Source organism: Hymenobacter baengnokdamensis (assembly GCF_008728635.1).
GTDB lineage: Bacteria > Bacteroidota > Bacteroidia > Cytophagales > Hymenobacteraceae > Hymenobacter > Hymenobacter baengnokdamensis.
The window spans coordinates 4,382,212-4,408,898 of record NZ_CP044285.1 but is presented as its reverse complement, the minus strand read 5'-3'; the positions used below and the strand labels follow the sequence as shown (position 1 = coordinate 4,408,898).

Sequence of the window (26,687 nt, the reverse complement as noted above, 5' to 3'; positions counted from 1 at the left end):
CGGTGGCCCCGCGCTTACTGCCTCAGCCCTAAAGTTAAGTTTGCCAAACTCTTATGAAAACCCGTTACTTATTGGTGGTGTGCGTGCTGTTTGTGCTGGCCGACCTTGGCTGCACCTTCGTGCAGTACAATCGCATGGTGCTCGATGGTGATTTGACGGCCATCGTGCTGCCGGCGCCGCACTATGCCGCCGTGCTGCACGACCCGTTTGGCTGGGCAGTGCTGGCTAAGAATGAAGTATATGCGGCGCCCAATCGGTTCTTTGCGCACGCCAGCATGGCCGCCTACTTCCGGTTGGTGCCGGGTTGGCTGCACGCTTTTCTTACGCCCATCGCCAGCTTATATGCGGCGGCGGCTATATTCTCGGTGCTGGTGCAGGCCTTGCTGCTGTATGTACTGGCCGTGTATGCTACCGGCACCGGCCAGCTCAGCAGCTGGCGGCTCTGGCTGGTGATGGCGCTGCTCGCGCCTTTTTTTCAGGCGCAGGGCTACGCGGGTGAGATGGCAATTATTCCGCAGGCCATCTCCTATACCTTCTTTTATCCGTGGCCCTTGCTGCTGCTGCTGGTGTGGCTGCTGCCTTTCTACCGGCTGGCTCAGGGGCAGCCGTGGCGGCTGTCGGCCTTGGGAATGGTGGCGAGCCTGGGCCTGCTGCTAGTGCTGGCTTTCAACGGGCCGATTATTCCGGGGGTGGTAGCAGTGTTGCTGTTAGGCATTGGAGTGCGCCGGCTGTCGCAGCGGGCCGGCGGCCCCGCTCCGCTGGTCCCGCACTGGCAGCCCGCGTTGCTGCTGGCCCTGCTGGGGCTGCTGTGCGCCTACTCGCTCTACATAGGCCGCAATAATGCGGAAAACCTTGAGCATACGCGCACGCTCTGGGAGCGCTATCAGCTACTGCCAATGGGCGTATTTAAGCAATTAACCGGCAAGCTGGGAATGCCGCTGCTGGTAGTGGTGTGCCTGGGCAATGCCTACCTGTTGCGCCGCTGGGCCGCGCCCACGCCCGAAAACCGCCGCATTCGGCTGGTGCTGCGTTGGGTGGGCTGGTTTGCGCTGGCGTATGTGCTATTGCTGCCACTGGGCGGCTACCGCACTTACCGGCCCTATCTGTTGCGCTTCGACTCCATTTCGCCCATTACGCTGGGGCTGATTTTCTTTTATGCCCTCTCGGCCTGCTACCTGCTGCAAAACCTGGCTGGTCGGGCCCGTATTGCCTACGCGGTGGGCGTGGCGGCAGTATTTTTTGTTTATGCCAATGCCGACCGCAAGCTACAGGTAGCCGATGGCAACGACTGCGAACGGGCTGCCCTTACGCAGCTGGCCTGGGCACCGGCTAATCAGCCGGTTGTGCATCTTGACCAAAATTGTACGGTGCTCTCCTGGAATCTGATTACCGACCCGGCTACCTCAGCCACCAATGCCGCCATGCTGGAGCAGTGGGGCATCACGCAAGGCAGTAAGCAGTATTATCACTAAGTTGCCTGCCCGTGAGTGGTCCAACTGTTTTTGAGCCGCGGCTTAGCGCCGTTTCCAACTCCGCGTACCGGGTGGGCTGTGCCCGGACCTGAAATTTGCGCTAAATTTAGCGTAGCAATACGGCCGATAAGTTATCGGTAATATCTTATATAGTAACTAGCTGTTTCTATGCCCGTAGCACCCGCTTTTTCCCTTGCCAATACGGATGTCTACCTCGAACGCCTCATGAGCCTCACGGTATTGTACCTGCCGCGGTTGCTTTCGGCGGTGCTGCTATTGGCCGTAGGCTGGTGGATTATTGGCTGGCTTAGCCGGCTGGTGGCCGTGGCTACCAGCCGGCTCGATGTGTCGCTCAGCTCGTTTCTCACCAGTATGTTCAGCATCGCGCTTAAAGTGCTGCTGCTCATTTCGGCGGCGGGCATGGCGGGCTTCGAGACTACCTCGTTCGTGGCTATTCTGGGAGCCGCCGGCCTGGCCGTGGGCCTGGCGCTGCAAGGCACGCTGGCCAACTTTGCGGGCGGGGTACTTATCCTGGTTTTCAAGCCTTTTACCATCGGGGATGTCATTGAAAGCCAGGGTAAAAGTGGTACCGTACAAGCCATCCAGATTTTCAATACCATCCTGCTCACCTCGCAGGGCGATACCGTCATTTTGCCCAACGGCGCTACGTCCAACGGTGTTATTGTAAACAAAGCCCACCCCAAGCAGGCACTGGTTGAAGTGCCGCTGGAAATGGACAGTGCCACCAACCTCGATACCCTGCGTCAGCAAGCCCTGCCGCTGATGCAGCGCACCAGCCAGGCCCTGGCCGACCCCGCCGCCCAGGTCAGCATCGTCTCCCTCAAGCCCGGCGCTACCATGACCGTCGCCTTCCGCGTGCATACCGTGCCCGGGCAGGAAGAAGCAGTACGCAACGAGCTGATAGAAAAGCTGCAACAGCTGTTTGCGCAGCCGGAAGCGGAAAAATAAGCTGTGGTGGGCAGCCCTTGGCCCGCCACGGCGCGCCCTGACAACAGAAGCTTTCGGGACGGTCTACGACACTGGCACCACCACTACTTTTTTCGTTTCGAAAAACTCGCCCTCAAAAAAATCGGACAAATTCACCTCGCGCGCCACCAGGCCGCTCTCGGCAATCTCTTCGGTCAGGTCGCCGCCCTTGAGGTAGTAGAGGCCGGCGCCGCGGGCGGGCTTGGCCTTGAAGCGGTGCGCTATCCAGGGATGAAACGTGGCCAGCCGGGCCACGGCGCGGCTCACCACAAAGTCGAATCTGGTGTGCACCTGCTCGGCACGGATTTGCTCGGCCGTCACGTTGGTCAGGCCCAGGTCGGCGGCCATAAACTGCACCGCCCTGATTTTTTTGCCGATACTATCGACGAGGTGAAACTGCACTTCCGGAAATAGTATCGCCAGCGGCAGGCCCGGCAGGCCGCCGCCCGTGCCCACATCGAGCACCGCGCTGCCGGCCGGAAACTGCACCACCTTGGCAATGCCCAGCGAGTGCAGAATGTGGCGCTCCAGCAGGTTGTCGGTGTCGGTGCGGGCCACCAGGTTTATCTGCGCGTTCCAGGCTTTAAACTCGGTTTCGAGGCGCGCAAACTGGGCCAGCTGCTGCTTGGTAAGGTCGGGAAAGTAGCGGGTGAGAAGGGACATAAGAGTGTAAAATTAGGCAGTCCGGCGCCGTAGCAATGCCAAAAGCAGTACGCTGCCCGCCGCCCCCAGGAACACACCGACGGCAGTAGCGGCAAAAGGACCCAAAAAAATTACTATCGCCCCGGCAATTGACCGCGCTTCCTGAGCCGCTGCTGGTATTGGCGCGTGCGCCACTCCCCATAATACTGGCAGCAATAAGACATTACCTGCTATAAAGCCCAGCAATGAGCCCACAACGACTGCCCAGCCATAGGGTGCCAGGCGCCGAAAACGGGTGAAGTGTAGCGCTACGCTGGCCATCACCCACAATAAGAGCCATAGTACAAAAACTGGGAGGATGAAAAAGTAAGGCATAAAAAAAGCCCCAACTTAAGTCAGGGCTTTCAAAATTAAATAAACTCTTTCTTGTCCTTCACCATGTCAAAGAGCAGCTCGCGGGCGCGGTGCAGCTGGGCTTTCACGGTGCCGAGCGGGGCTTTTAGCTCAGTGGCGATTTCTTCGTAGCTCAGCTCGTCGAAGTAGCGCAGGCTCACCAGGCGCTGGTATTTATCGGGCAGGCGCGACACCACGTGGCGCATGATTTCGATTTTCTGGTTTTTAATCGTCGTGTCGGCCGGGTTGAGGTCGTTGTCGCGAAACTCAAGCTGAATCTCGTCGCCATCGCCCATTTTCACGGCCGAGTCGATACTCATGGTCTTGATTTTATTCTTGCGAATAAAATCGATGCAATTATTGGTGGCGATGCGAAACAGCCAGGTGCTGAACGCAAACTCGGGGTTGAACTTGTGCAGGTTCTTGAAAGCTTTGGCGAAGGCCTCGATGGTGAGGTCTTCGGCATCGTCGGGGTTGCGCACCATTTTGAGCACGACGTGAAACACCGGCTTTTTATAGATGTGCATCAGCTCAGCATAGGCCTTCTCATCGCCGTGGTCTACGGCGGCCCGGATAAGCTTGAAGTCATGCTTAGCCTTGGACGAGAACTGTTTCTGAATGTCAGCGGAGTTTACTTCCATTGGAGCGGGCGGCGCTTAAGCAGGGAAAGGCCCCAGGCGCAGTAAAGAACAAAGTAAAGAAAATCGAGCACGGGCAAAGCCAGCGCGGGTAGTGCGGTGCACAAGCGGCGAGCCAGCGCACTATAAGTAAAGCCGAGCAACAATGTTCGGGCCAACCAGATTATTCCCAAAGATACCAAGTTTTCGCGGGACAGTCCAAATGCCAGAATGGCGGGCGTCAGCAGGTAAAAAAGGGCGTTGCTGCCCATAAAAAAGGCCAGGCGGCGGCGGTCGGCAGCCCGGTAGCGGCTGCCGGCCGAGAGGTGCCGCCGCTTCTGGCGCCACCACGCACGCCAGGTTGCGGCGGGTTGGCTCAGGGTTTGGGCTTCAGGGTCGGCCACCACGGCCACCCGCGCCCCCGCCGCTACTGCATCCTGCACCAGCAGGTCGTCGTCGCCGCTGAGACGGCGAATATGACTGGCAAAGCCCTTGGTACTGTTGAAGGTAGCCTTGGTATAAGCCAGGTTGCGGCCCACGCCCATATAAGGCTTGCCGGCCCAGGCCAGTCCCAGGTATTGGGCTCCGGTAAGGAGGGTTTCGTAGCGGATGAGCTGATTGAGCAAGCCCGGGGCTTCGGCGTAGGCCGAAAAGCCCAGCACAATATCGGCCCCGCTTTTTTGGCTAAAGCCGCGCTGCATCAGCCGCAGCCAGTCGGGGCTGACAGGCCGGCAGTCGGCGTCGGTAAACAGCAGGTGCTCGTAGCGGGCCGCTTTTATGCCCAGGGTAAGCGCATATTTTTTGGGCGAAAAGCCGGCCGGCGTGTGCGTCACCGTCACGAGCCGGAAGCGGCCAGGGTAATACTGGCTCAGCTGCTGGGCATACAGGTACGTATCGTCCTGGCTACGGTCGTCGATGAGCACCAGCTCGAAGCCGGCCGCATAGTCCTGCCGCAGCAGCAGCGGCACCAGCTCGCGCAGGTTTTCCAGCTCGTTGTGTGCGCAAAGAATAATCGAGACCGGCCGGGCATCGGGGCCCGGCTCAGTGGCTGCCGCCTCGGCCGGCCGCCGCGTAAACGGCCGGAAATAGCGGCCCCAAAACCACCCCTGCACCAGTAGCAAGGGCAGCAGCAGCAAGGCGGGAGGCAGGTGGGGGAGCGAGGGTAACAACACAGGATTAGCCCGCAAAGGTAAGTCGGCGGTAATTTTGTCAGAATGACGTTTGACTTACAAGCCCACGACCCGGGCACCAAGGCCCGCGCCGGCCGCCTTACTACCGCGCACGGGGTTATCGAGACGCCCATTTTTATGCCCGTTGGCACGGCCGGCACCGTGAAGGCCGTGGGTCAGCGCGAGCTGAAGCAGGATGTGCAGGCCCAGATTATTCTGGGCAATACCTACCATCTGTACCTGCGCCCCGGCCTCGACGTGCTGCAAGCTGCCGGCGGCCTGCACAAATTCAACGGCTGGGACCGGCCCATTCTTACCGATAGCGGCGGCTACCAGGTGTTTTCGCTCAGCGGCACCCGCAAGATTAAGGAGGAAGGCGTTACGTTCCGCTCGCACATCGACGGCTCCAAGCACCTGTTTTCGCCCGAGGGCGTGATGGATATTCAGCGCCGCATCGGGGCCGATATCATCATGGCCTTCGACGAGTGCACGCCCTGGCCCTGCGAGTACGACTACGCCCGCCGCTCGCTCGATATGACGCACCGCTGGCTCACGCGCTGCATTCAGCGCCTCGACACCACCGAGCCGCTCTACGGCTACGAGCAGAATCTTTTCCCCATCGTGCAGGGCAGCACCTTTAAGGATTTGCGCCGGCAATCGGCCGAGTTTGTGGCCGGGCAGGGCCGCGCCGGCAACGCCATCGGCGGCCTCAGCGTGGGCGAGCCCGCCGAGCTGATGTACGAGATGACCGAGCTGGTCTGCGATATTCTGCCCCCCGACAAGCCGCGCTACCTTATGGGCGTGGGCACCCCGGCCAATATCCTGGAAAATATAGCGTTAGGGGTAGATATGTTCGACTGCGTGATGCCCACCCGTAATGCCCGCAACGGCATGCTGTTCACTACCCAGGGCATTATCAACGTCACCAACAAGAAGTGGGAGCTGGACTTCTCGCCCATCGACGAGGCGCTGGGCGGCCACGCCAGCACATTCTACACCAAAGCCTACCTGCGCCACCTCTTTCAGGCCAAGGAAATGCTGGGGGCGCAGATTGCCTCGCAGCACAACCTCACCTTTTATCTGTGGCTGGTGAAGGAAGCACGCCAGCAAATCGTGGCCGGCACGTTTGGCGAGTGGAAAAAGGGGATGGTGGAGAAGCTGATGCGCCGCCTTTGACCGCAGATTTAACGGATTTAACGGATTTCGCGGATACGCCCGCTGGGCGGGCTGATTAGGGTTTTGACTTTGATGATTTTGGGTATGCGAGAGGGTTTTGAGGATTGGGTGCAGGTTGATGCAGGTGCCGGGCCTGGTAGTTTGGCGGCGGAGCCGGGCACCGCTTATGGGGTAGATTTAGCGGGCTACACGCCATTTACGCATCGCGCTATTGGCTGTGCGATGCGGGTGCACAGCATATTGGGTACGGGCTTCCCGGAGATAATTTATCAGCGGGCGCTGGCGATTGAGCTGGAGCGCAAGGGCATGAAGGCCCGCCGTGAGGTCGAAACGCCCATCTATTTTCGGGGGCAGCAGATTGGTAGCCGCCGCGTTGACCTCATGGTAGAGGGCCCACAGCCCGAAAAGCCAATCTTACTGGAGCTAAAAGCAACGACCGACCTGACAGACTGCCACTTCGCTCAAATCATCAACTACCTCGAAGCCTACCGCCTGCCCGTAGGCCTCCTCTTAAACTTCGGCAGTACTTCCCTGCAATACCGCCGATTCGTCAAATCCACCTTCCAAATTTAAGTCCCGCCCCGCGAGTCAGCCCGCTTGCGGGCGTATCCGCGAAATCCGTTAAATCCGTTAAATCTGCGGTCATGAAAATCCTCGACAAATACATCATCGGCAAGTTTCTCACCGCGTTTTTTTTCACGGTGCTGATGCTCGTGTCGGTGATTTGCGTGATTGACTACACGGAGAAGAACGACGACTTTCTGCACCACAACCTCACGTTCTGGCACGTTTTTACGCATTACTACATCTACCTTTTTCCGTATTTTGCCAATCTGCTGGCACCCATCACCATCTTTATCGCGGTGGTGTTTGTGACGTCGCGGCTGGCCGCGCGCACCGAGCTGGTGGCCATGCTGGCCAGCGGCATGAGCTTTGAGCGGCTACTGCTGCCCTATGCCATGGGGGCGGGCGTGATTGCGGTACTCACCTTTGGGCTCATCAGCTGGGTTATTCCGAAGGGTACCAAGGAGATAGTGAAGTTCGAAAACCTGCACGTGCAGGAACCCTGGAAGTTTGAGGGGCGGAATATTCACGTCAAAATCGGGCCGCGCAGCTACGCCTACCTCGAAAGCTACGATGCCGAGCACAACATCGGCTACCGTTTCGCGCTCGAAACCATCGACAGCACCATTCTGCGCCGCCGCCTTACGGCCGATGCCCTGACGTGGGACTCGACCAAGCAGGCATGGAAAATGACGCCCCAGACGGTGCGCACCTTTCACGGCCAAACCGGGGAAACCCTGCAAACTATTCCGGCCCGCGATACCACGCTCAACCTGTACCCCAAGGACTTTGCCAGCACCTATCGCCTGGCCGAAACGCTGACTTCGCCCGAGCTCAACGACCTGATTGCCACCAAAATCATGCGCGGCGCCAACGACACGGCCCAGTATCTGAGCGTGAAGTACGAACGCTATGCCTACCCCTTCGATACGATTATCCTTACCATGATTGGCGTGGTGCTAAGCGCCCGCAAGAGCCGCGCCGGCGTGGGCGGGCAAATTGCGCTGGGCTTCGTGCTGGCGTTTGTCTTTATCATCTTCGTGATGCTCTCGCGCAACCTGGCTTCGGTGGGCAGCCTGCCGCCCATGCTGGCGGCCTGGGTGCCGGGGATGGTATTCTCAGTTATCGGGGTGTTTCTGTACCGGGTGGTGCCCAAGTAGCTTTTAGGAATGTGAAAAAGGGAGAATGTGGTAAATGCGGAGATTAAAAAGTTGGTTTGCTCGGGAAGCGGATACCTTGCCAGGCGTTGTCGGAGCATTTTCTCATTAGCACATTTTTGTATTCCTCCCATTAAAGACGATGCTCAAAGATTACCTCAAGCTACATTTTATCGTCCTGCTGTGGGGCTTTACGGCCATTCTGGGCAAGCTGATTACCGTGCCGCCGGTCGAGCTGGTGTTTTGGCGCACGCTGCTGGCCAGCACCGGGCTGGTGGGCCTGCTGGTGGCGCGGCGCACGGGCTGGCGCCTGGCCCCGGCCGAAGCCCTGCGGCTGCTGGGCGTGGGCGCGCTGGTGGCAGCACACTGGATAACATTTTTTCTGGCGGCCCGCCTTTCCTCGGTAAGCGTGTGCCTGGCGGGCATGGCCACGCTGGCTTTGTGGACATCCCTGCTGGAGCCGCTGCTGCTGTGGCGGCGGGTACGGCCCTACGAGGTTGGCCTGGGGTTGCTGGCGATGGTGGGTTTGTACCTGATTTCGCAGGCTGAGTTTACGCAGCTTACCGGCCTGCTGGTGGCAGTGGCCTCGGCGGGGCTGTCGGCGCTGTTCAGTGTGCTCAACTCGCAGCTGGTGAAGCGCCACGCGCCGGTGCGGCTGACGTTTTACGAGATGCTGGGTGCTTGCCTGAGCATCGTATTGTTCTTTCCGGTCTATAGCCGCTATTTCACGCAGGGCGCGGGGCTGCGGCTGGGCTGGCACGGCTACGACTGGCTGTGGCTGCTGCTACTGGCGGGCGTGTGCACCGTGTACGCCTTTTCGTCCTCAGTCGAGCTGATGAAGCGGATTTCGGCCTTCGTGGTGAACCTGACCATCAACCTGGAGCCGGTGTATGGCATCGTGCTGGCGCAGGCACTTTTTGTGCTGCGGGTGCCGGGCTTCGGGCAGGAAAAAATGTCGGGCGGCTTTTATATCGGTACTCTTCTTATTCTGGCCAGCGTGCTGGTGCATCCGGTGCTCGACCAGTGGAACCAGCGCCGCGCCCGCAAGGAAGCAGTGGGAATTGTAAATTAAAAATTCAAAGCCGGCCCCGCCACACCAGGTATTCATCGGGCCAGGGTAGGGCAGGTGCCTCCGGCCTGTCGGGAAATAAGCCGTATACCGCGGAGCCCGAGCCGGAGAGGCTGGCATAGACCGCGCCAGTATTATATAGTAAATTCTTAATATTATTCAGTGCCGGAAATGTCGGGGCCAGTGAGGCTTCAAAGTCGTTGCTGACCGTGGCGCGCCAGCTGCTCATGGGTTGGGCCAGGGCCTCGCGCAGGGGGTAGGCCGGCGCTTGTGGCACAATGCCCGCAAAGGCCTGCGCCGTGCTGATGTTCAGGTTGGGGTACACCACCACGCAGGCAATGCCGCGCATATCCAGGTCAATAGGCTCGAAAATATCGCCTTTGCCGCGCGCCAGCCGAGGGGTGTTCTCCATAAAAAAAGCACAGTCAGCGCCAAGCCTTCGCGCGTAGCTTTCGAGCTGCGCCGTCGTTAGCGGCAGCCCAAATAGCTCGGCTATGGCTCGTAAGGCAAATGCGGCATCGGCCGAGCCGCCCCCCAGGCCCGCGCCGATGGGCACTATTTTGTGCAGGTGCAGCTGCACGGCCGGCAGCGCCGCAAAATCGGCCTTCAGCAGCTCATAAGCCCTCAGGCACAGGTTGGTAGCGGCCTCGCCCGGAATGGGCCGGCCCGTGAGGGTAAGGTTGGCGGCGACCTGGCCTTTGGGCGCGGGCAGTACTTCGAGCACGTCGGTCCAGGGCAGGGGCAAGAATACAGTTTCCAGCTCGTGGTAGCCATCGGGCCGCCGGGCCGTTACGTAAAGGCCCAGGTTGAGCTTAGCGTTGGGAAAGGAAAGCAAAGGGAATGGGATAGTGGGTAATGGGTAGTAAAGAACGTCATACTAAACGCAATGAAGTATGACGTTCTTTACTACTCATTACTCATTACTCATTACCCATTACCCATTACCCATGTACCCTGGTAAGCGCCTGCTCGACTTGGCCGTGGCCCTGCCGCTGGTGGTGCTCACGCTGCCGCTGATGGCAGCAGGAGCCGCGCTGGCGGCCGGCCAGAACGGCGGTGCCTGGCTGTTTCGGCAGCGGCGGCCGGGGCTGGGCGGGCAGCTTTTCACTTTGTATAAGCTGCAAACCATGACCAGCGCCCGCGACCCCGCCACTGGCCAGCTGCTGCCCGATGCCCAGCGCCTGCCGGCCATTGGGCGCTGGCTGCGAGCTACTTCGCTCGATGAGCTGCCGCAGCTTTGGAATATCGTGCGCGGTGATATGAGTCTGGTAGGCCCGCGCCCGCTGCTGCCCGAGTATTTGCCGCTGTACTCGCCCCGGCAGGCGCGGCGGCACCTCGTGCGCCCCGGCCTCACGGGCTGGGCGCAGGTAAATGGGCGTAACGCTATCTCGTGGGAAGAAAAATTCGAGTTTGACGTGTGGTACGTGGCGCATCAAAGCTTTTGGCTCGATATGAGTATTTTGTGGCGCACGGTGGGCCGGGTGCTGGGCCGGCGCGGCATCGCGGCCCAGGGCGAAGCCACGATAGCGGCCTTTAAAGGCAATGCGCGCGTAGCCGACGGCGCGTCAGCTGCTACTGAGCCGGTTGCGAAGCAGCGGGCTATCAGTCATTCTGGCCTTCGGCGCGAAGAATAGGTAGTTGGTATAGGGGGTAGGTTGATTGGGATAATTCTCTTGAAGAGCCAGGCAACGGCGCTCATCTTTGCCGCATCTCGTAGGCCAGGCAAGTACAAGCGCAGCTTTTTAGCCAACAGCTTGTAACGAACTCGCCGCTGGGCTGGTAACCCGGCCAGCATCTCAATTTTCCTCTTCTTTCTCCCTTTTTGCGCATGAAAAATCTGTTCTTCCCGGTTTTGCTCTGGCTGCTGGCCCTGGTGCCCGCCCTGGCCCAGACGTCCTCCGAGGTTCGGGCCGTGTCTAGCTTCCACGCGGTGGAGGTGAGTAGCGGCATCGAGCTGTACGTAACGGCGGGCACGCCCCAGCGCGTGGAGGTAACGGCCGACACGCCCGAAAACCGCGCCCGTATCAAAACCACCGTGGAGGATGGGGTGCTGCGGGTAAAATTCGACATGCAGGCGTCGGACCTGTGGCGCAACAACCGCCACAACAAGCTGCGCGTGAATGTTACCGCGGCCCGGCTTACCGGGCTGTCGGCCAGCAGCGGCTCCGAGCTACAGGTAAAAAGCACTGCCTATGCCACCGCCGACCTGCGCCTGTCCGTGTCGTCGGGGGCTTCGCTCAAAGGCGACTTTGCAGCAGCTTCCATTCAGGCTGAGCTTAGCAGCGGCGCCGAGGCCGTGGTGAGCGGCACCACCCAGCGCCTGGGCGTGCGCACCAGCGGCGGCGGCAGCTTTAACGGCAAAAACCTGCGTACCAGCGACTGTGAGGCCGAAGCCAGCAGTGGCGGCAGCGTAGCTGTGGAGGTGCAGAAAACCCTTTCGGCGCGGGCCAGCAGCGGCGGCAGCGTTACCTACGGCGGGGCGCCTCAGGTATCGAAGCACACCAGCAGCGGCGGCAGCGTGAGTGGCCGGTAACATACTCAGGCATCAGTAAGCGCTAGCGGCAGGCCCAAACTGCCTTTCTTTGTCCTTTCTTTGAGTGGCAGTCGCTTGTTGCAGATTGCCAGGCATAGCCTGCTCGGTAAAGATTATTGGTCCTAATATATATATGAAAAAGTATTTTCTGCCTGCCCTGCTGTGGGTGCTGACTCTGGTACCGGCCCTGGCTCAAACTGAGCTATCGACTCAGGTGCGACCCCTGGAAGCCTTTCATGCCATCAATATTGGCACGGGTATCGAGCTGGAGCTAACGGCCGGGCACCCGCAACGTGTGGAAGTGAGTGCCATCTCGGCCGAGTTTCGCGAGCATATTCTGACCACCGTTACCAGCGGCGTGCTCAATATTCATTACGACAACCCCGATGAGCGCGACAACCGTAAGCTCGCGCGCATCAATAAAAAGCTGCACGTGGCCGTTACGGCCGACCAGCTCACGGCCATCACGGCCGGCAGCGGGGCTAAGGTAACGGGCACTGGCAGCTTCGCCACGCCCGATTTTCAGCTCGATATCTCGTCGGGGGCCAGCTTCAAGGCCGCGCTCAACGTGGCGGTGCTCATTGTGCGCCAAAACAGCGGTAGTGTCGTGTCCGTCAGCGGCCAGGCGCCGCGCTTTGACCTCAATATCAGTAGCGGGGCTACGTTTGACGGCAAAGAGCTGCAAACCAACCGCAGCCAGATAGAGGCCGGCAGCGGCAGCAGTGCCACGCTGGCCGTGCGCGAAGTGCTGCTGGCCGAGGCCAGCGGCGGGGCCAGCATCCGTTACCTGGGCTCGCCCAAGCTCACCAAAAACGTGAGTGGCGGCGGCAGCGTCAGCGGTAAATAAGCAGCCTACCTGGAAGCTGCGCTAAGTCAATCGCCCACGCGTAAGCAGTAGTGTAGCGGCCAGCTACACAGAGCACCCGCCGGCTACTTGCCCCAGGCAAATACTGCCGGGCGCTTATGCAGCGGTGGCAGCGCGGGCAGACGGCGCCACTCGGCTACGGGCAGCGTACGCAGGTACTCGGTAGGCGCGGTGAGGTCGGCAGCCACGCAGAGGCGGGTGCTGGGCGAGAGGTGAGCCAGCAAATCGCTCAATAACTGGTCATTGCGGTAGGGCGTTTCGATGCACAGCTGGCTTTGGTCGCGCTGGGCCGCCTCTTTATCCAAGGCTTTGATAGCCGCGATGCGGGCGGCCTTCTCGATGGGCAGGTAGCCATGAAAGGCAAACCGCTGCCCATTGAGCCCCGAGCCCATCAGGGTTAATAAAATCGACGACGGCCCCACCAGCGGGCGCACGGCCAGCCCCAGCCGGTGCGCTTCCTGGGCCAGCGCCGCGCCGGGGTCGGCGATGCCAGGGCAGCCCGCTTCGGATAATACCCCGGCCGCTATATTTTCTTTTAGTAATGGTTCGAGGGCCGCCTTTACCTGAGCGGCTGTGCTATCCTTATCGATAAGCACAAACCGAATATCCTCAATAACGCGGTGCGGGGCTACCTCCTTCACAAAGCGGCGGGCGGTGCGCAGATTTTCGACCAGGAAATAGGGCAGCCAGGTCACGGCGGCCACCACCTGCGGCGGCAGCACCTGCGGGGCCGTGCCCTCGGCCAGCGGAGTAGGAAGGAGGTAAAGCAAAGGAGAAAGTAGAATAGCGAGGTAGCAGCTAGGGTTGGTCAGCGGCCAGCTCATCGGGGCGAAGCGGCATAACCAGAAGCAGAAAACAAATAAAAGAGCTACCTGCCAGCATAAGCCAAAGCAGCAAATGCCCCGTACTGGAGCCGCGTTCGGCGAATGGCCTCCGAATAGGCTGTAGAAGCAGCGGTGAGCCCCAGTAAGGGGCTAGTGCGCTGGCGCGCACAGCCCGGTATTGGTCGTATGCAGGACCCTCAAGCCGCATTAGGTAAGTGAAATCGGCTAAATTCAGCGAATCGAAATGAGCATCGGTGCGAGCAGCGAAGTTGACGAAGCGCCAATTAGCTTCACCGGGCGCTAGGTTGTCGCCCAGCGTCTTTTGGTACGAATAAACTAGCCAGGCGGGCGGTAGCAGCCGAGCTTGCGGGACTAACCGGGCTGTGGCAGTATCGGCTTCGGCGGCTAGCAAGGGGCAGGCGTAGGCTACGGAAGCTTCGAAGCGCTTGCTGCCGCCTTTCAATATGAAGATGTGCGGGGCTGCGTAGCGCCCCAGGTGAGGTCTATCGGCATAATAGGAGCTATGCAACCTGAAAAATACCGCTTCGCCCGGCTGTGCTAGTTCGCGCACGCTACGCAGGTCGCGCACTTCGCCCACACGGTAGCGAAGGTAGTTGCGCAAGTTCCAGCCCAGAGCTACGAATAGCGCCCATACAAATAGCAGAGGTACTCGCCTGCTTTCGCCCTTTATATTTGTAGCTAACAGCGCCCAAGGGCGCCACAGCCACCAGCACAGAGCAAAGCCTATTGCTAGCGGCCCCCACAATGACCACCTGTATCCCCATGACCATGGTCGGAGTAGAGCAGTAGCCCCTCCGAAAACCACTAAGAAAACGGCTAAGGCTTGCAGATAAGGTAACAGAAGGGTACGCCCCCGTCGAGGCAGAGTGTCATACCAAGAGGGGTGAAAGTTTAGCATGACAGCTATAGGTGACCTACAAAACTTTTCACCAGCGCAAACACCTCCTCCGGCTTTTCGGCGTGCAGCCAGTGCCCGGCGTCGGGCACGGTCACCACCTGCGAGTTGGGAAACAGAGCCGGAATGCCGTGCAGCTTATCGTCGGGCGTGATGTAGTCGGACTTGCCACCGCGCACAAACAGAGTGGGCTTCAGGAACGGCTGCGCGGCCCCGATTTCTTCACCAATAGCGGCCAGCTGGCTTACCAGCACCGGTAAGTTGATGCGCCAGGCAAACGAATTGTCTTCACGACGATACAGATTCTTGAGTAAGAACTGGCGCACGCCTACCTGCGGAATGCGTTGGGCCAGTATAGCCTCGGCCTGCTGCCGGGTTTGAATGGTGCGGAGGTCTACCGCCTGCAAGCCGGCAATAATGGCATCCTGGTGCTCCATATTAGAAAAGCGCGGCGCAATGTCAAGCACTACTAGTTGGGCCAGGCGAGTGGGGTAGCCCAGGGCCAGGCACATGGCCACCTTGCCGCCCATGCTGTGCCCCAATACGGTGAGGCGGGCTGGGTCAAGGTGTAGGTGGTCGAGCAGGGCGAGCACGTCCCGCGCCATGAGGGCGTAGCTGTGCTCGGGCGAGTGAAACGAGCGCCCGTGGTTGCGTAAATCGACCGACACTACGCGCAGGCCGGCCTCGTCGGCCCAGCGCCGGGCCAGCGTATGCCAGTTGTCGAGGGTGCCAAACAAGCCGTGGAGAATCACCAGCGGGGTAGCTGCCGGGTTGCCCTGGTCAAGAAAATGCAGCAGCGGAGGGGTTGAAGCAGAAAAATCAGCCATGCCACAAAGGTCGGGGCCAGCCGGGAGATGGGCGCGGCCGAAGCAAGCAGTTTTATTTTCCCGGCTTTCCTTACACCCACGCCCAGGCGCGGCGACGCTCCTGCACCTCTACGCCGAAATGACGCAGGTAGCGCACCAGGGGCTGAATGTCTGATAGCATCAAGGTAGTCAGAATGATATCACCCTGAGGCAGTGGCAGCCGCAGGTACTCGTAGCGCCGCCAGAAAACGCCCGACCAGCGGCAGCGGCTCCACTCTACGGGGCCCGGCCCTGGCCAGCCTTGCCGGGCCGGGTCGTAGGCTAATACGTCGTCCAAAGCTACCTGCAGCCGTCCCCCCAGCGGGTCAAATACCAGCGTAGTAGCGGCGTTGAGCGTATAGTAGCGCAGGTGCAGCACCAGCGCCGGCACTGCCAGCGCCAAAATAGCGGCCAGCAGCGCCCAGGCCAGCCCGCGCTCGGCGGCGGTGGGAGCCAGCAGGCCCGGCCCGGCGGCGGCAAAGCCTGTGCCCACGGCCAGCAGCGGCCAGGTAAGCAGCACTAGCTGCCGGGTCGCGGTGGCATGAAAGACAGTTGTTTTCTTGCCAAAAATTCCTAACACCCAACGGGACAGGCCCATCAGCACAACCAGGGTTACGGTGGCTTCGAGCAGCGAGCGGGTAAGGTTCATAGCCCCAAAATACGGGCATATACCGCCGCGAAGGCCCGGCCCACCGCCGGGTAGCTGAACTCGGCCACCGCCCGCGCCCGTAGTGAGGCGGTGTCGAAGCGCCCGGCCGGAGCCGTAAGTACCGTGCGCAGGGCCTCGGCCAGGGCCGCCTCGTCGGTGGGCGGCACCAGCAGGCCCAGGCGGTCGGAGGGCAATAACTCGGGCACGCCGCCCACGCGGGTAGCCACGGCGGGCAGCCCGCTGGCCTGCGCCTCGATGAGCACGCAGGGCAGGTTCTCGTAATTGGAAAAAAGGACCAGGGCCGCCGCCCGGCGCATCTCGGTGGCTACCTGGGCCGGTGTTAGCTTGCCCAGAAACTCCACGGTGCCATCGGCCAACAGGCCGAGCGTGGCGGCCAGCTGGTGCAGCTGCGCCTCGTCGGGGCCATAGCCCGCAATGCGCAGGTGCAGGCCCGGCAGGGGCGGGGCAGCAGCCCGCAAGTGGGCCAGGGTGCGCAGCAGGCCGCTCAGGTTTTTGGCTTTTTCATTGAAAGCCGCCACGTGCAGCAGGCCGTAGCGCGGCTCGCTAGGCGCGGTGGGTGGGTAAAAAAGCTGCGTATCGACCACGTTGGGAATCACCACCGTGCGCGGATTGGCCCCGCCCAGCGCCGCCAGCGCCCGCGCCAGGTCGTGCGAAACGGGCAGGCTGGCCGCCGCCCGCCGCACCAGCTGCCCCACCAGCCAGCGGCGCGCTCGGCCCAAGCGCGCCGCATTGGCGGGTAGCAGGGCCGTCTGGTGTTCGGTGAGCACGTACGGGATGCCATGCCACGCCCGCAGCCACCACGCCAGCGCGGCCGGCCGCAGCAGTACGTGGGCGTGCACCACCTCGGGCCGCCGGCCGGCCCAGTGGCGGCGCACGGCCCGCAGCCCGCGCCGCTGGCACCACAGCCACAGCAGCAGCTTCAGCAGCTTATCGAGTGGGGCCAAGCCGGTGGGCCGGGCACGGTAGTAGTAGCGCCAGGTGGGTACCGGGCCGGCCAGGTCAACCTCCGCGTCGATGAGCTGGGGCAGCGGCCCGCGCGCCACGGCCGCAAACACCACCGCCGACTCGATGCCCGGCTGCGCCGCGATGGCCGCCACGTGCCGGGCCACGAAGTCGCCATCCTGGTCGTCGTAGCGGTGCGGGTACCACTTGGGCAGGTGCAGAATGTGCAAGGGAGCGCTAGTTAAAGGGCATTAATCCAGTAAATCCACCGGCACGTATTCTTGGACTGCATACATCGCCCGCATTAGCTGGGTAAAGGGCGCCCGCCGCGATAATAGAGCACCCAAGTTGCGGCGAGCATTGGCTAACTGTTGAGCATTGCCGTTCCTTTCGGCCCGTTGGAAATTCAAAATAGCGTGCAATACCTGGTCATAGCGCTCCCGGGTTGTCACGCGCAAATGGCGCGTATTCAATTGCGACTCTTCCTCACCGGCGCGCCCATTATGGAGCAGGTTTAGTAGGGCCGCCGTGTTGGCAGCCGCTTGGTCAGTATAGTCAGCGGCTTCAAAGCGCGGCTCGCGGCCATTAACACCGATGGTCGCCAGTAGCCGGGTGGCTATGGCATCGCGGCAGGGGTCGAGCAAGCCGCCAGCGGGCCACTTGCGCGGGCGCATCATGTTGGCCTTATGAGCGGCCGGAAACAGGTTATTCCAATCAAATTTTAGCGTTGGGTCTTGGCTGACAGGGACGAAATGGTCCACATCCATCTCGTAAGAGCTGCCGTGCCACTGCTCGGTGAGGTAGCACTTGCTGAAAAAATAAGTATCGAATGCCTGTAGCACGTCGGAGGTCCGGTAGCTGCCGGGCTTGGCCGGCACAGGTACTACGGCCGGGGCGGGCGCGGTGGCGCAGGCCGTCGCATAAGCGGCGCAATCGGCTACGTACTGCTGCATTTCCGGCGCGTTGAGCGAAGCCGGCACGGGCGGGCGCGTCAGTTCAATCATGCGGCCTGCTCGCGCTGCAAATGCAGTAAATGGGCGTGCACATCGAGCCGCAGTACAGGCGACATATAGCGGCCCTGCTGCTCCAGCAACTGCTTCAGGCGCGCCAGGGCGGCGGGCCGGTCGGCCATTCCACTTATCTCAGCTACCTCTTCCAGAATCTTGTCGGCCACGTTGGAATACTCATTTGCCAACCCAAAGTGTGTCTGCATCAACTCCGAAAACGAGGAGCCGGCGGCCGTGTCGCCTAGCGTCTGCCCGGTGCTCAGGTCAAACACCGTAGCGTTTTTAATGCTCGACGCTACCGCCGGCGAGTGGGTAGCCACAATGAATTGCAGGTTCGGAAAGAGGCCAGTGAGCAGCGGAAGTATCTGGTACTGCATTTCCAGGTGCAGATGCGTTTCGGGCTCATCAATGAGCACAAAGCCGCAGGGGTCGTAGGTGTAGTCGTTGGCCTGCTTGCGCAGCAGGTCGACGCGCATCAATAATTCGGTCAGAATGCTTAAAAACGCGGAAAAGCCAGCCGAAAGCTGGTTGAAGGTGAAGCGCCGCCCGTCGGAAAGGTTAATGTAGAATTCGAAGTTTTCCCGGACAAATTCAAGCTTGGTACTGGGGTCTTCGAATATTTTGGCGAGGGTTTCTTCGAGATTGGCAAAAAATTGCTCCTGTTGCTTCGCGCCTTCCGATTTGCCTTCCATAGTGTCGAAGACCTGGAAGACTTTTTTGTTGACTAAATACTGTTTGAATAATTCGGCTGGGGATTGATTGGGCTGTGGTTGTAAAAGCTGCTTTTCTAGCTCGTCTTCGCGAGCAATTGTTGCCACATCTCTGACTTGAACTTTGCGAGTAGCTTCAAAAAACGTAAGGATAGTACCAAACTGGAATTGTAGCAACTTCTGTGGTAAACTTAAATAAGACAGTGTTACTCTACCAATCTCGTTAAGCTGCCTCTGAAAAGAATCGGTTTTCCTTTTAGAGTGACCTCCACGTTTAAGTACTGATAGTAGCCAGCTACTATGCTCAGCTGCGCTTTCTTCATTGTTAGCGTCATATTGTATTGCTTCCATAATCCCTCGCAATACCGTCGTCTTCCCCGACCCATTCCTTCCAGTCAGCACCAGATGTTTGAACTCCTGCCCCGGCTCAAAAACCGACACGCGCAGGCCCTTTACGGCGTAAGCGTCGTTGATGAGTAACTCTTGCAGATAAGGAAATTCCTGGCGCGTAATCATAAGGTAGAGGCAATTGAAGATGCTGGCAAAGATAAACGGCGCCTACGGCCCGATGGTCTATAAAAAGCCCCGGCCCCGCTAGCGCGGAACCGGGGCTTTGGCCAGCCGCTGCAGCGAGCGCTAGAACGAATACCGCACGCCCAGCTGCCCCTGCCAGCGCGAGGCCAGCTGGTCGATGGAGTAGGTGGCAGGCTGCCCAAAGGTGAAGGCCGGCCGGTCGTAGCCCTGTACAGTAGCCGTGCTGGCGCTGTAGGAGGAAGAAAAAGCCCCCGCCGAGTTCACGAATCCCACCTGGGTGAGGCCGGTGCCCAGCGTCGAGTTAAACGTATTGGGCACGAAGTACTGGCGGCCCCAGCTGTTGCTGAGCAGGTTGCCGACATTGATAATATCAAACGAAATCTGGATGGTGTGGCCGGTGGGCACGGCGCCGGTCACGTCGGCGTCGAGCTTGCCCAGCTTGGCTTCCACCATGAAGCGCACGTCGGCTTGGTTGTTCCAGGGCGTATGAGCGGCGTTGCGCTCGGCATAAGCCCCGCGGCGGTTCTTGAGGTAGGGGTCATTGTCGATGAAGTTGCTCAGGGCAGCGTACTGCACCCCCGAAGCATCCGAAGTATAAGTAGAGCCCGAGGCCGTTACCAGCGAGATGTCAGTAGCCGAGGCCGGAATGTAGGCGAGCTGCACAGGCTGCTGACCACCGTTGTTGAAGAAGTTGTTGTTATACACCCAGGTAAACGGTGCGCCGGTCGAGTAGGTCAGCACCGAAGTGAAGTAGCCCGTAAAGCGCTGCGCAAAGCTCTTGTGCAGGTTGATGGAAGCTACCACGCGGTTGCGCAAATCGAAGTTTGAATACGCCAGGGCGGGGTTGTTGGCATTCAGGGCGGGGTTGAGCTGCCAGTTCGACTCGGGCGAGTTGCGGATGCCGTTGCTGATGTCCTTGCTCACGCCGTAGGTATAGGCCACGCTCAGGTCGAGCAGGTTGCTCACCGTCTGGCCTACCGAGCCGGTCAGCTGGTAGCGGTAGCCCTGGTTGGTATTGGTGAGCAGGTAGGCGTTTGAAAACTGCGAGTTCACCTTGGCAGCGCTGCCGCTGTTGGGGTAGTAGGGCAACTGCGTGGGGCCCTGGGCAAAGTACACGGCGTTGTCGTAAAGGTTGATGTTTTCAAACTTCACGTCCTGAATCACCTGGGTGTACAGGCCTTCCAGCGAGGCGCGGAAGCCGGTAGGCGACCTGAAGTCCACGGCCAGCGACGAGCGCCAGATTTGGGGCATCTTGAAGTTGGGGTCAATCATGTCCACTTCCGTGGTGGCTTTGTTGCTGGCCGGCAGGCTGGCATAAACCACGTTCGGGTCCTGGTTGAGCTTATACACCGAGCCCGCCCCGGTGCCGGCCGGCTGGCCGGCGGCTCCGATAACGCCTTTCTGAATATTGTTCAAATCGACCGAGTTATAGTTTACGCCGTTGTTGTAGAAGGCGTAGCCCAGCCAAGCATAAGGAATGCGGCCCGTGAAGAGGCCCGTACCGCCGCGCAGCACCACACTCTGGTCGCCGTTCACGTCGTAGTTGAAGCCCAGGCGGGGCGATACCTGCACGTTGCCGAGCAGCTTGTTATTCATGTCAGCCCAGCTCACGTGCGAGTAGGTCTGGTTCAGGGTGCGGGCGTCGTTGGCGGGGTTGTTTACCAGCGTCGAGTTCAGGGGCGGCCCGCTGGGCAGCGAAGTGAGGTCAAGGCGAATGCCGGGCGACACTTTCAGGCGGTCGGTCACGTTCCACTCGTCCTGCAGGTAAGCCGAGTAGAGGTTGATGTTGAACGAGGCCGACGGGTTGTTGTAGTTGTAGTCGTAGCTGTTGTCGCCGAGGTGGTACGTGCCCCGGATGCGGTTGGGCTGGTCCTTGAGAAAGTCGCTCACGTTGTTGTACTCGATGCGGCCGTTCCAGGAGTTGATAAAGCCGTAGTCAATCTTATACAGCTCATTGTGGGTGCCCAGCGTAAGGGTGTGGTTGCCGGCAAAGAAGGTCACGTTGTCGGTAATCTCAAACGTCTTGGTGCGGGTGTTGAAGATGCTGGCCTCGCGGTCCGAGCCCAGCAGAATCTGGTTCGAGCCGGTGAAGTAGCTTTTCGAGCCCAGCACGCCATCGCCGGCGCTGGCACCTACGTTGTTAATCTGCACGTACGGAAACACGCTGGCCGGGCCGTCCAGCAGCGTGCGGTAGTCGTGAATATTAGTATAGCCCAGAATCAGGTTGTTGGCCAGCTGGTTTGAGAAGTTCGACTTCACTTCCAGCACCGTCGAGTTCTGGAGGTTGTTCTGCGTATAGTCCTGCGAGCCAAACTTAAATAAGCTGCCCGAGCGCTCCAGGTTGGTGGCGTCCGATTTCACGTAGTTGTGACGCAGCGCAATGCTGGTCTTGTCGTCCAGGTTCCAGTCGAGGCGGGCAAAAATCTTGTCGCTGTTGGCGTGGATGTTATAGTCGCCGTAAGCGCCCACATTATAGTTGTAAGTGGTTTGCAGCTTGTCGGCAATCAGCTTGGCCAGGTCCAGCGACACGGGCGAGCCCGGTGCGCCGGCCGCGTAAAACTGCGGCTCCTGGCGGCGGGCAATCTCGGCGTTGGTGAAGAAGAATAGCTTATTCTTAATGATTGGCCCGCCCAGGCGGAAGCCGGTCTGGTAGTCGTGGTACGACGAGCCGATTTTCGAGTTGGTGCCGTCGATGCTCTTGCCCGTAATGTTCTGGTTGCGGCCAAAGCCATACACCGAGCCGTGAAACTCGTTAGAGCCCGAGCGCGTCACGGCGTTTATCGAGCCGCCCGTAAAGTTGCCCAGCTTCACGTCAAACGGCGCCACTGAGGCCTGAATCTCCTGAATGGCATCGAGCGAAATCGGGTTGGCGCGGGCCGAGCTGCCCGGCAGGCCGCTGGTGCCGCTGGTGCCGCCCAGCGAGGGCGAAAAACCAATGGCGTCGTTGTTCACGGCGCCATCCAGGGTAATGTTGTTGTAGCGAAACGAGCTGCCCGCAAACGAGTTGTTCGAGTTGCGCGGGTCGAGGCGGGTAAAGTCCTGGATGCTGCGCGAGATGGTCGGCAGCTGCTGGAGCTGGGCGCTGCTTACGTTGGTGCCGGCCCCGGTTTTGGTGGCCTGGGTGTTGCCTACTACCACTACCTCGTTCAGCGCCTGGGCCTCGGCGGCCAGCGTAAAGTTGAGGCGGGTGGTATTGCCCAGGGTCAGAAACACATTGCTGATGGTCTGTTCCTTATAGCCAACGTAGGTTACCGTCACGGTATAAGGCCCGCCGGGCGCCAGGTTGGGGATGGTAAAGCGGCCGTCGGGCTCAGTGGCGGTGCCGCGCTTGGTACCGGTGGGCGCGTTGGTAGCCACTACCGTTACGCCAATCAGGTCCTCGTTTTTGTCGGAGCTAATCTTGCCGCTAATGGCCGAAGTGGTGACCTGCGCCGAGGCCAGCTTAGCCAGCAGCAGCAGTAGAAGGAGAATTGTCAGCCGCGTGGCGGTCCGACCGATAGTAAGAGTGCGCATAAAAAGGGGGTTAGGCCAATGCGAACGCAAAGGTCCCCCGGCATTGTGGGCTATCGGTCAGCCCGGTGTTTATCAAATCATTGGTAATCAGCGCTACTCGTAATACTGCCGTAACACGGGTAGTGGGAGCTACTCGGGCTGGGGCGGCGCCCGAATAGCTCCCAAATACTATATCTCATAGTATTCAGCGAGTAATACCCGGCAGTCGGCGAGCAATTGAGGTCGGTAATCGCCCAAAGGTCCGGAAAGGGTATTTCGCGAAGGGTCAAAGGGCTGCTTACGCCGTAATATTGTATGCTCAACCAGCCGATGCCCCGCGCTTACTTCTTCGTTTATGTTGCTTTCCATGACGGGCTTCGGCCAGGCCCACCGCGATACAGACCGCTATACCGCGACGGCCGAGCTGCGCTCGCTCAATTCCAAAACCCTCGACCTGACCCTGCGCCTGCCGCGCTTTCTGCAAGCGCACGAGCTCGAAATCCGCCAGCAAATCACCAAGGCCCTGCTACGCGGCAAGGTTAATTTCAATCTTGACTTTAACCGTCCGGCCAGCGCGGCGGCCGCCACGGCGCTCAACCGCCCGGCTCTGCTGGCCGCCTTTCACGAGCTGCAAGCTGTAGCCCAAAGCCTGGGCCTGGCCGCTACCGAAGAAACCCTGCTGGCCGCCCTGCGCCTGCCCGGCGTGGTGCCCACGGCTTCCGAAGCAGCCCAGACCAGCCAGGCCGAAACCGGAGCCGAAGACCCAGTCTGGGCCGAGCTGCAACCGCTGCTCACCGAGGCGCTGGCAGCCATGCAGCAGTTTCGGCAAGACGAGGGCCAGACGCTGCAGCAGGAAATTCTGGGCTACCTGGCTACCATTCGGCAGCAGCTGGCGGCCGTGGAGCTGCACGACCCGCAGCGCGTGGCGCACGTGCGCCAGCGCCTGACCGCGCACCTGGCCGAACTCACCCAGCACGAGCAGTTTAATGCTACCCGCTTCGAGCAGGAAGTATTGTACTACATCGAGAAGCTGGACATTGCCGAAGAAAAAGTTCGCCTGGCGGCTCACCTCGACTACTTTGAGCTGGCTACCCGGCAGCCCGACGAGGCGGTGGGCAAAAAGCTCGGCTTCCTGGCTCAGGAAATAGGCCGGGAAATCAATACGATAGGCTCAAAAGCAAATGATGCCACCGTTCAGCATCTGGTGGTAGGGATGAAAGAAGAACTGGAAAAAATCAAAGAGCAGCTTAATAATATCCTGTAACTAAATCCAGGGCCCAGGGTTTCACGTATAGTAAAAAAGGTTCCACTTACTGAAACTGAAAAAAACCTCTGTATCTTTCCAGTCCTTTTTTGGATTTATAGAAGAAAAATGAAGCGGTTACAGGCGCGGTTTAACGAATTTTCACGAAACCTTCTCTTTTAAAGGAACTTGTTTTTGCTCACATAATCAGTATGTTAAGCCAAGTAACGCAGGGGCGGCAAAAACTATTTTCGCACCTGCTAGCCGTTGAGGTGTTTTTGGAACAGAACTTGCATTTTGTGTGTAACTTAGATTCCGAATCGAAAGCCAATCAAAACCGGATAAATTTTATTTTACTTCTACTACTACCTTTTACCACTCTACTCCCATGAAAAAACTAGTACTCTTGCTGCTCACTTCCTGCGCAAGCCTACTCATGGCAGCGCGCCCCGCTTCTGAGATTGAACTGGTAAAGAAGCGCGTGCTAAGCGAGCGCGTAGAAGTGCTGATTCCCAAGGGCTTCGAGGTTATGACCGAGCAGCAGATGGATTTCGCCTACGCCCACGCCAGCAGCCGCCCCAGCGTAGTATTCACCAATAACAACCTGGTATCGCTGGCCTTCAACTATTCTGACAACGACGCCGACCAGGACATGGTGCAGGTGTACCAGGATAACTTTGCCAAGGCTTACCACAAGCAGTATAAACAGACCACCTGGTTTGGCGAAGGCGTGAAGGAAGTAGGCAACCGTAAGGTAGGCTACCTCGAATTCATGAAGCCCGAGATGGGCCACGAAGTGTACACGCTCGTGTTCTTCACCGACGTGCAGGGTAAGTTGCTCATCTGCACATTTAACTGTGCCGACCGCCAGAAGCCCGAATGGGAGCCCCTGGCCAAGCGTATCCTGAACTCACTCAAAGCCAACGGCTAGGCCCACCAGTTTAAGCTGTACTTGCAGCGCCAGACGCAGAACTCCCCGGCCACTAGGCTGGGGTTTTTTGCGTTTATACAATCTTTATAGCATGGGGCAGCGGTGGAGCGGATATTCCTTATATTAGAAATAATTAATATAAGGAATGCTCAATTGCTGGCTAGCTCATTCAGAAAGTCGCGGGCCAGCCCGAAGGCACCCGCGAAGCCCGCCAGCGAAAGCGCGGCCGGCTGGTCGTTTACGTTGTGGTAAGCCAGGCTGCCGCCGCGTGTGTAGAGGAAAAATGCCGGCACCCCGGCTTGCGAAAACGGGAAGTGGTCGGAGTTGGCGGCCGGGCCCCGGGCGGTGAGGCGCGGCAGGTAGTGGTGGGCCTCGTTGAAGAACGTGAGCCGACGAAAAGCCGCTTCGTGCACCCGGCCATTTACTACGGTGGCGCCTTCCTCCCCGGTGCCCAGCAGGTCGAGGTTGAGCAGGAATTTGATACGGGCCAGCGGTATCAGCGGGTGCTGCACGAAATAGGTAGAGCCCACCAGCCCCGCTTCTTCGGCCCCAAAAAGCAGAAACACCACCGAGCAGGCGGGGCGGTTTTCGGGCCGGGCGTAATAGGCAGCCAGCTCCAGCAGCAGCGCCACGCCGCTGGCATTGTCGTTGGCCCCCGGAAAATAAACGTTGCGGCCCATCATGCCCAGGTGGTCGTAGTGGGCCGAAACGACTAGAAAGCTATCTGGCTGAGCGCTGCCGCGCACGATGGAAGCAAGGTTCTGGGTTTGGTAGTTGTGCAGGAGCTGAGCATCGAGGTCTATCTTGGCATAAGGAGTGCTGGCAGGGGCGGGCCATTTAGCCGCCAGAACCTCTAGCCGCGCAGCTGGTTCCTGGTCATCAGCCAGTGAGGCCGTCAGCTTAGGAACCAGCATCACTTGCGGGCGCTGGCTAATGCGCGCCTTGGTAGCGGCGGGCAGGCTGGCCAGGCGCTCGTAGTCGCGGGCCCGCAGCAGAAGCGGGCAGCTTGGGCAGGGCTTGCTGACAGGGCCGGGCTGGGGCAGCAAGTACCGCCGGGCCCTGGTAGAATCCTGAAAAACCAGGGTGTCGAACGGTATAACCTCCGCCTGCAGATGAGCCGGGCCGGATGCCGGGGCCGCAATGAAATCGGTGCCGGCAATAAGTCTGGTACTTGGGCTGGGCAGGGCGCCGTAGTTGGGCGCGAGGGTTAAGTCCACCTTCCCCGGAAACGTATTTACATCCAGGGTAAACGGCTGCGTGTAATCGGGGGCCAGCGGCTGCAAGCCCAGCTGCCGCAGCCGGTTGCGCAGGTAAGCGGCGGCCAGGTGCTCGCCCTGCTGCACGTAGCCCCGCCCGTGCATTTTGGGGGAAGCTAACTCTTCGATGGTGCGGCGGGCGCGGGCTAAATCGGGCTCGGCAGCCTGGGCGTGGGCGTAGTCGGGTAGCACTAGCAAGAAGGCCAGGGGTAGCGCCGACCGGCGCCGGCCGCGGCCGGCCAGGCCCGCCCCGGCCAGCACCAGTGCTGCCCCAATGGTATCGCCCAGCAGGTCGGTCCACTCGGCGTGGCGGCCCATGTTCATTATATATTGAAGTAGCTCAATTAAGCCGCCAAATAGCACGCATCCCAGCAGCACCCAGCCGCCGGCGTAGCGCGCCAGCCGGGGCACGCACCGTGCCCACAGCCAGCCCAGGCCGGCCAGCACGGCAAATACCCCGGCGTGGGCGGCCGTATCAAACGAAAGCAGCTTCCACTCGGGCGTGCGGGGCATGTCCTGCGCCGGGGTCAGGGTCAGGACCAGCATCACGGCGACCCAGGCGAGGGCCAGACGGCCGTAGAAGCGTCGGGTAAGCGTTTTCATGGCGGGGTAAGCAAAAAAGAACGTCATGCGCAGCGGGCCGAAGCCGCTTCGCATGACGTGTGGTAAGGTA

At 59.9% G+C, this 26,687-nt stretch carries 23 protein-coding genes; 11 read left to right on the top strand and 12 right to left on the bottom strand.

Going from position 1 to position 26,687, the window contains the following annotated elements; all coding sequences use genetic code 11:
• The first annotated feature begins 53 nt into the window (after nucleotides 1-53).
• The gene (locus F6X24_RS18715; protein ID WP_151089439.1) at nucleotides 54-1,472 is read left to right on the top strand and encodes a hypothetical protein; all 1,419 of its coding nucleotides are present in this window, start codon (nucleotides 54-56) and stop codon (nucleotides 1,470-1,472) included.
• A gap of 168 nt (nucleotides 1,473-1,640) precedes the next feature.
• Entirely contained in the window at nucleotides 1,641-2,441 is an 801-nt protein-coding gene (locus F6X24_RS18710) for a mechanosensitive ion channel family protein (RefSeq protein ID WP_151089438.1), read from the top strand.
• Nucleotides 2,442-2,504: 63 nt separating this feature from the next.
• Here the strand turns inward: F6X24_RS18710 and rsmG are convergent, their stop codons facing one another.
• The 3 genes from rsmG to F6X24_RS18695 all read right to left on the bottom strand — a co-directional run bounded on the left by rsmG (nucleotide 2,505) and on the right by F6X24_RS18695 (nucleotide 5,283).
• Complete coding sequence (gene rsmG, locus F6X24_RS18705; protein ID WP_151089437.1) at nucleotides 2,505-3,122, bottom strand: 16S rRNA (guanine(527)-N(7))-methyltransferase RsmG; 618 nt, start codon at nucleotides 3,120-3,122, stop codon at nucleotides 2,505-2,507.
• Between the two features lie 389 nt (nucleotides 3,123-3,511).
• The gene (locus F6X24_RS18700; protein WP_151089436.1) at nucleotides 3,512-4,135 is read right to left on the bottom strand and encodes an RNA polymerase sigma factor; all 624 of its coding nucleotides are present in this window, start codon (nucleotides 4,133-4,135) and stop codon (nucleotides 3,512-3,514) included.
• Nucleotides 4,126-5,283, bottom strand: a complete 1,158-nt coding sequence (locus F6X24_RS18695; RefSeq protein ID WP_191906387.1) for a glycosyltransferase — start codon at nucleotides 5,281-5,283, stop codon at nucleotides 4,126-4,128. The genes F6X24_RS18700 and F6X24_RS18695 overlap by 10 nt, the downstream gene beginning before the upstream one ends.
• Nucleotides 5,284-5,325: 42 nt before the next feature.
• Here F6X24_RS18695 and tgt point away from each other — a divergent pair, with 42 nt between their 5' ends.
• From tgt to F6X24_RS18675, 4 genes are all read left to right on the top strand, one after another.
• A complete protein-coding gene (gene tgt, locus F6X24_RS18690) occupies nucleotides 5,326-6,456 on the top strand; it encodes a tRNA guanosine(34) transglycosylase Tgt (RefSeq protein WP_151089434.1) in 1,131 nt (376 codons plus the stop codon).
• 84 nt (nucleotides 6,457-6,540) lie between these two features.
• Nucleotides 6,541-7,029, top strand: coding sequence for a GxxExxY protein (locus tag F6X24_RS18685; protein ID WP_151089433.1), 489 nt, complete (start codon nucleotides 6,541-6,543; stop codon nucleotides 7,027-7,029).
• A 71-nt stretch (nucleotides 7,030-7,100) separates the two neighbouring features.
• Nucleotides 7,101-8,180, top strand: coding sequence for an LptF/LptG family permease (locus F6X24_RS18680; RefSeq protein ID WP_151089432.1), 1,080 nt, complete (start codon nucleotides 7,101-7,103; stop codon nucleotides 8,178-8,180).
• A gap of 139 nt (nucleotides 8,181-8,319) precedes the next feature.
• The gene (locus tag F6X24_RS18675) at nucleotides 8,320-9,249 is read left to right on the top strand and encodes a DMT family transporter (RefSeq protein WP_151089431.1); all 930 of its coding nucleotides are present in this window, start codon (nucleotides 8,320-8,322) and stop codon (nucleotides 9,247-9,249) included.
• Between the two features lie 4 nt (nucleotides 9,250-9,253).
• Here the strand turns inward: F6X24_RS18675 and ispE are convergent, their stop codons facing one another.
• A complete protein-coding gene (ispE, locus tag F6X24_RS18670) occupies nucleotides 9,254-10,081 on the bottom strand; it encodes a 4-(cytidine 5'-diphospho)-2-C-methyl-D-erythritol kinase (RefSeq protein WP_151089430.1) in 828 nt (275 codons plus the stop codon).
• A 58-nt stretch (nucleotides 10,082-10,139) separates the two neighbouring features.
• On the opposite strand from ispE, the gene F6X24_RS18665 reads away from it, so the two are divergent.
• The 3 genes from F6X24_RS18665 to F6X24_RS18655 all read left to right on the top strand — a co-directional run bounded on the left by F6X24_RS18665 (nucleotide 10,140) and on the right by F6X24_RS18655 (nucleotide 12,626).
• Nucleotides 10,140-10,880, top strand: coding sequence for a sugar transferase (locus F6X24_RS18665; protein ID WP_317132500.1), 741 nt, complete (start codon nucleotides 10,140-10,142; stop codon nucleotides 10,878-10,880).
• Nucleotides 10,881-11,074: 194 nt separating this feature from the next.
• Nucleotides 11,075-11,779 (top strand): head GIN domain-containing protein, encoded by a 705-nt coding sequence (locus tag F6X24_RS18660; RefSeq protein WP_151089429.1) that lies wholly within the window; start codon nucleotides 11,075-11,077, stop codon nucleotides 11,777-11,779.
• 133 nt (nucleotides 11,780-11,912) lie between these two features.
• A complete protein-coding gene (locus F6X24_RS18655; protein ID WP_151089428.1) occupies nucleotides 11,913-12,626 on the top strand; it encodes a head GIN domain-containing protein in 714 nt (237 codons plus the stop codon).
• A gap of 83 nt (nucleotides 12,627-12,709) precedes the next feature.
• On the opposite strand, the gene F6X24_RS18650 is transcribed toward F6X24_RS18655, so the two are convergent.
• The 7 genes from F6X24_RS18650 to F6X24_RS18620 form a co-directional block, all read right to left on the bottom strand.
• Nucleotides 12,710-13,414 (bottom strand): SAM-dependent methyltransferase, encoded by a 705-nt coding sequence (locus F6X24_RS18650; RefSeq protein ID WP_317132499.1) that lies wholly within the window; start codon nucleotides 13,412-13,414, stop codon nucleotides 12,710-12,712.
• Nucleotides 13,415-14,392: 978 nt separating this feature from the next.
• Nucleotides 14,393-15,211 carry an alpha/beta fold hydrolase gene (locus F6X24_RS18645; protein ID WP_151089426.1) on the bottom strand — a complete coding sequence of 273 codons (819 nt, stop codon included), beginning with the start codon at nucleotides 15,209-15,211 and terminating at the stop codon, nucleotides 14,393-14,395.
• A 70-nt stretch (nucleotides 15,212-15,281) separates the two neighbouring features.
• A complete protein-coding gene (locus F6X24_RS18640; RefSeq protein ID WP_151089425.1) occupies nucleotides 15,282-15,878 on the bottom strand; it encodes a hypothetical protein in 597 nt (198 codons plus the stop codon).
• Entirely contained in the window at nucleotides 15,875-17,071 is a 1,197-nt protein-coding gene (locus F6X24_RS18635; protein WP_151089424.1) for a glycosyltransferase, read from the bottom strand. The genes F6X24_RS18640 and F6X24_RS18635 overlap by 4 nt, the downstream gene beginning before the upstream one ends.
• Nucleotides 17,072-17,092: 21 nt before the next feature.
• Nucleotides 17,093-17,845, bottom strand: a complete 753-nt coding sequence (locus F6X24_RS18630) for a hypothetical protein (RefSeq protein WP_151089423.1) — start codon at nucleotides 17,843-17,845, stop codon at nucleotides 17,093-17,095.
• Entirely contained in the window at nucleotides 17,842-19,074 is a 1,233-nt protein-coding gene (locus F6X24_RS18625; protein WP_151089422.1) for an AAA family ATPase, read from the bottom strand. Before F6X24_RS18625 ends, F6X24_RS18630 begins: the two co-directional genes overlap by 4 nt.
• A gap of 120 nt (nucleotides 19,075-19,194) precedes the next feature.
• Nucleotides 19,195-22,605, bottom strand: a complete 3,411-nt coding sequence (locus F6X24_RS18620; RefSeq protein ID WP_151089421.1) for a TonB-dependent receptor — start codon at nucleotides 22,603-22,605, stop codon at nucleotides 19,195-19,197.
• 334 nt (nucleotides 22,606-22,939) lie between these two features.
• On the opposite strand from F6X24_RS18620, the gene F6X24_RS18615 reads away from it, so the two are divergent.
• Both F6X24_RS18615 and F6X24_RS18610 read left to right on the top strand, forming a co-directional pair.
• Nucleotides 22,940-23,848, top strand: a complete 909-nt coding sequence (locus F6X24_RS18615) for a YicC/YloC family endoribonuclease (RefSeq protein ID WP_151089420.1) — start codon at nucleotides 22,940-22,942, stop codon at nucleotides 23,846-23,848.
• Nucleotides 23,849-24,215: 367 nt separating this feature from the next.
• Nucleotides 24,216-24,758, top strand: coding sequence for a hypothetical protein (locus tag F6X24_RS18610; RefSeq protein WP_151089419.1), 543 nt, complete (start codon nucleotides 24,216-24,218; stop codon nucleotides 24,756-24,758).
• A 149-nt stretch (nucleotides 24,759-24,907) separates the two neighbouring features.
• On the opposite strand, the gene F6X24_RS18605 is transcribed toward F6X24_RS18610, so the two are convergent.
• Complete coding sequence (locus tag F6X24_RS18605) at nucleotides 24,908-26,617, bottom strand: VanZ family protein (protein ID WP_191906386.1); 1,710 nt, start codon at nucleotides 26,615-26,617, stop codon at nucleotides 24,908-24,910.
• Between the last annotated feature and the right edge of the window lie 70 nt (nucleotides 26,618-26,687).

Bases quoted from the DNA above. Each gene is read 5' to 3' on its own strand.
- F6X24_RS18715 (WP_151089439.1), top strand. From the start codon at position 54: ATGAAAACCCGTTACTTATTGGTGGTGTGCGTGCTGTTTGTGCTGGCC.
- F6X24_RS18710 (WP_151089438.1), top strand. From the start codon at position 1,641: ATGCCCGTAGCACCCGCTTTTTCCCTTGCCAATACGGATGTCTACCTC.
- rsmG (WP_151089437.1), bottom strand. From the start codon at position 3,122: ATGTCCCTTCTCACCCGCTACTTTCCCGACCTTACCAAGCAGCAGCTG.
- F6X24_RS18700 (WP_151089436.1), bottom strand. From the start codon at position 4,135: ATGGAAGTAAACTCCGCTGACATTCAGAAACAGTTCTCGTCCAAGGCT.
- tgt (WP_151089434.1), top strand. From the start codon at position 5,326: ATGACGTTTGACTTACAAGCCCACGACCCGGGCACCAAGGCCCGCGCC.
- F6X24_RS18685 (WP_151089433.1), top strand. From the start codon at position 6,541: ATGCGAGAGGGTTTTGAGGATTGGGTGCAGGTTGATGCAGGTGCCGGG.
- F6X24_RS18680 (WP_151089432.1), top strand. From the start codon at position 7,101: ATGAAAATCCTCGACAAATACATCATCGGCAAGTTTCTCACCGCGTTT.
- F6X24_RS18675 (WP_151089431.1), top strand. From the start codon at position 8,320: ATGCTCAAAGATTACCTCAAGCTACATTTTATCGTCCTGCTGTGGGGC.
- F6X24_RS18665 (WP_317132500.1), top strand. From the start codon at position 10,140: ATGACGTTCTTTACTACTCATTACTCATTACTCATTACCCATTACCCA.
- F6X24_RS18660 (WP_151089429.1), top strand. From the start codon at position 11,075: ATGAAAAATCTGTTCTTCCCGGTTTTGCTCTGGCTGCTGGCCCTGGTG.
- F6X24_RS18655 (WP_151089428.1), top strand. From the start codon at position 11,913: ATGAAAAAGTATTTTCTGCCTGCCCTGCTGTGGGTGCTGACTCTGGTA.
- F6X24_RS18645 (WP_151089426.1), bottom strand. From the start codon at position 15,211: ATGGCTGATTTTTCTGCTTCAACCCCTCCGCTGCTGCATTTTCTTGAC.
- F6X24_RS18640 (WP_151089425.1), bottom strand. From the start codon at position 15,878: ATGAACCTTACCCGCTCGCTGCTCGAAGCCACCGTAACCCTGGTTGTG.
- F6X24_RS18630 (WP_151089423.1), bottom strand. From the start codon at position 17,845: ATGATTGAACTGACGCGCCCGCCCGTGCCGGCTTCGCTCAACGCGCCG.
- F6X24_RS18625 (WP_151089422.1), bottom strand. From the start codon at position 19,074: ATGATTACGCGCCAGGAATTTCCTTATCTGCAAGAGTTACTCATCAAC.
- F6X24_RS18620 (WP_151089421.1), bottom strand. From the start codon at position 22,605: ATGCGCACTCTTACTATCGGTCGGACCGCCACGCGGCTGACAATTCTC.
- F6X24_RS18615 (WP_151089420.1), top strand. From the start codon at position 22,940: ATGTTGCTTTCCATGACGGGCTTCGGCCAGGCCCACCGCGATACAGAC.
- F6X24_RS18610 (WP_151089419.1), top strand. From the start codon at position 24,216: ATGAAAAAACTAGTACTCTTGCTGCTCACTTCCTGCGCAAGCCTACTC.
- F6X24_RS18605 (WP_191906386.1), bottom strand. From the start codon at position 26,617: ATGAAAACGCTTACCCGACGCTTCTACGGCCGTCTGGCCCTCGCCTGG.